This window comes from Halalkalibacter alkalisediminis, from assembly GCF_028610705.1.
GTDB classification, from domain to species: Bacteria; Bacillota; Bacilli; order Bacillales; family Bacillaceae_D; genus Halalkalibacter; species Halalkalibacter alkalisediminis.
Map to the genome: position 1 here is coordinate 1 of NZ_JAQQWT010000088.1, position 3,471 is coordinate 3,471.

A 3,471-nucleotide genomic window follows, 5' to 3' on the forward strand; every position below is an offset into this window, starting at 1 on the left:
TCTACAAGTAGGGGGCAAACTGTTTACTTGACGGGATCAAAGCCCCACGGGCAGTTACGTTTTACCCCTGGCTACTGCTATAATAAGACCATATAAAAAAAGGTCAACCAGAAATATTTTCTTATCTGGATGACCTTATAATACGAACGGACAGTTTAGCGATAAAAAAGACGCAACGTAGTTTATCAACTTCGTCTAATATCAATAAAGGGCGAGTTTTATGTTTGTTAGGTACTTACCTCTTGGCTTCTGGCTATCTATAATCGTATTTGTTGCTTTCCAATGGCTCGCAATACCTATAATAGTAAGTCTGACAACAAGTGCTAGAGATGTTTTGACGGGGATTTTAGTAATTATTGGAGTCATTTATCCTATCTATTTCACCTCAACAATCATTTACCTAAGAAAAGTCATTAGCTTTGCATAAAGTTATTAAAAATTTGTCAAGTAGTTTCAAGTAGAAATTTATGGTTTCAAGGCACAAAAAAACTCCTTATAATTAGGATTGGTAGTTCTGTCCAAATCCCAATTAAAAGGAGCATACCCATGGACAAGAATACCATAAAATCTACAATAAATGAACTACTAAAAGTCATTGATGAACATACTTTTTCCAATCTAATTAACGTGATAGACCTTGATAAATACGTGAAAAAGCTAACAGCCTATAAGTTTCTTCAATTGCTGATCATTTCGCAATTGAAGGAAACGAAAAGCTTAACTCAAATGTCAAAGAAGCTAAGAGATGGGGAAGAACTTCAAGTTCAACTTGCGTTTGATGCGATTAGCACGTCTCAGCTTTCAAGGAAACTCGGTGATTTTCCCCCAACGTTATTTGAAAAGATCTTTCATTATCTCGTATTGAATATTCAAGCCAAGATGAAGCAATCGCCGATCATTCGCGAGATCGGTCGCTTACACGTGATCGATTCCACAACGATGAGCATGAGTGTAAGTCAGTACCCTTGGGCGACGTTTCGTAAAACGAAAGCCGGGATTCGCCTTCATTTACGAGTCGTGGTTACCAAAGAGTTGACCTTACCTGATAAAGGAATTCTTTTACCGGCTAAGCATGCAGACCGCACTCAAATGGGAGATCTCATTGACATGGATTCGGATACGATCCACTTGTTTGACCGTGGCTATATCGATTATAAACAGTTTGATCATCTCTGTTTACACGATGTTCGGTTTATCACTCGTTTAAAGAAGAACGCACAGGTTGAAGTGCTATCCGAACAAATTCCACATGCAGGTTCACCTATTGTGAAAGACCAAGAAGTGTTTCTAGGTCACTCGCAAAATGGGACAAGAATGACCCATCCCTTGCGCTTAATCGAGATACACGATAGTCAGGGAAACGTCGTCATGATCGTTACGAACTGTTTTGATTTGTCTGCCGAAGAAATCGGTGACTTGTATCGCTATCGCTGGAAGATCGAGACCTTTTTCAAGTGGATGAAACAACACCTCACGTTCAAAACGTTCTATGGAAAGAGTGAGAATGCGGTGTGCAATCAAATCTGGGTCGCGCTCATCACGTACTGTTTACAAGTGCTTTTACAAGAGCAACTGCAACACAATGGTCCTTTACTCGAGATAAAGAAAACCCTACAGAACCTGTTGTTTAAAGGCTTTGACGCCTTTCTTCGTTCGCTTTTCAGGCAACCAACACGCTTTTCAACAGGACGCCGAAAACAGAATTGGGAACAAGAGTTTCGAGTAATCGAGCACCAATTCGCAGAAGGTGAGGTGAGCCATCTAGACGACTTGACGTACGATCCACTGTTTAACTAGGAAAAAGCATAATTGTAAAATTGTGGATAAGGACTACCGTTTTACTTGCCTGTTGTCCTTTTTTTACTTTGACCTGAACAACACAAAATCTGAATATTCAGACTTATACAATTGACTAAAAAACAGTGATTTGACATTAGTAGAATTTATTTATGCAATGCTACTGAAGAAAAGTTAAAAAATTTAGCGTTGAGCAATTGGTAATAGCAGGTTTAATTCTTCTTATTCCTCTTATAGCCTATATTCCAATCATTGCTTAGGTAAATAGACTGCTGTTGTTGCACTAACGGGTTGCGATTGTTCAATAAAAGTGTGCTAAAGAGCAGGTTAATTTAACAGGAGGGAATATACCTAAGCATCTTATAATTATCATAATAGTTTCAGCAATTTTCGGTCTAATAAATTATAATTCTTTCGTTATGAATAGTGAACCAGGATTCTTACAAGCATTTTCATCTATTTTATTTATTATCCTATTATTTTCAGAAGAATATATATGATTTTAAATCATAAGAAAGGTATATCTTCTTAAAGTAAAGGGATGCAATCCTTAAATAAACAGGGATTGCTCTATTGCTTATTGAAGTAAAGAGCAGAATACTTGAACAAAGGGATGGGTTTTTGTGCTATTATTTACATTATTAGGTTGACAAAAATTAATTTTAGGAGATGAAATTATTGAAAAAAAAATCATTGTTTTTAATGTTAGTCAGTATGCTGTTTGTTGTAGTTGCTTGTAGTTCGGAGGAAACAATAGAAACAAATATTCTCTTACCAGAAAATATACCTTCGTTTGTTCAAGAAAGTGATTTCACTAAAATTGATTGGGAAAGGAACGCTGTTGAATTTGGAGATAGAAGAATTATAGGAAATGAAAACAAATCTGGTGTTATTGGTGCAGATATGCCAACTTTAAATGGACAAAAATGGATGTGGCATCTATGGGGTGTTGAGAATGTGGAGTTAACTGTTGTTGGTTTTCACAAAGAAACACAAACGGTTCACCAAGTTTTGTATAACGGACCAGGTGGAGATTCTTATTGGACAAGACAAGCTGTTGGAGAAAATAACGGTGCAGATGCACACATGCCTTCTAATATAGCATTACCAAAAAAAGGAGAATGGGCATTTTTACTTTACACAAATGATGAGTTATTTGATATTTTAGTTTATGACATTAATGAATAGATAAAGAGGAATTATTGTAATTCATCTTCAACAATTAAGCATTTTGTAGTGTGCTACTCCTTATTCAACGGGTGCTATAGTGAAACAAGTGGTAAAAACATTACCTTTTACTAAATTAGTCAGGTATTTTAGTTTTAAAAGGTATACCTTTAAAGACATACAAAAATGTATGTCTTTTTAGTTTATAAAGATTATCGGATCATTTTATAAACGTTTATAAAACGAAGTTTACCTTTATAAACGTATAGGTTATAATAGAATTAACAATAACCTAAAGGAACGGTGAACAATATGAGTAAAAAAACTTTTGCTTACATAAGAGTATCAAGTAAAGACCAAAATTTAGAAAGACAACTAAAGGAAGTTAATGATTTGGGAGTAAATGAAAGAGATATATTTATTGATAAAGAAGTAAGCGTCAAATAATCCCCACCTATTATAGAGATGGGGATTAACTTATAATCTACTTATCATGTTGAATACGAC

2 protein-coding genes and 1 pseudogene are annotated in these 3,471 nt (G+C 35.3%); all 3 read left to right on the plus strand.

The features are described from left to right. The first annotated feature begins 546 nt into the window (after positions 1 to 546). Positions 547 to 1,797 carry an IS4 family transposase gene (locus tag PQ474_RS25765; RefSeq protein ID WP_273848433.1) on the plus strand — a complete coding sequence of 417 codons (1,251 nt, stop codon included), beginning with the start codon at positions 547 to 549 and terminating at the stop codon, positions 1,795 to 1,797. Between the two features lie 669 nt (positions 1,798 to 2,466). Continuing rightward, on the plus strand, positions 2,467 to 2,985 hold the full coding sequence (locus PQ474_RS25770) for a hypothetical protein (RefSeq protein ID WP_273848434.1): 519 nt from the start codon (positions 2,467 to 2,469) through the stop codon (positions 2,983 to 2,985). 291 nt (positions 2,986 to 3,276) lie between these two features. Then, positions 3,277 to 3,396 (plus strand): annotated as a pseudogene (locus tag PQ474_RS25775) (recombinase family protein); the annotation flags it as partial. Positions 3,397 to 3,471: the final 75 nt, after the last annotated feature.

Coding starts and splice junctions, on each gene's coding strand:
- PQ474_RS25765 (WP_273848433.1), top strand. CDS start 547: ATGGACAAGAATACCATAAAATCTACAATAAATGAACTACTAAAAGTC.
- PQ474_RS25770 (WP_273848434.1), top strand. CDS start 2,467: ATGAAATTATTGAAAAAAAAATCATTGTTTTTAATGTTAGTCAGTATG.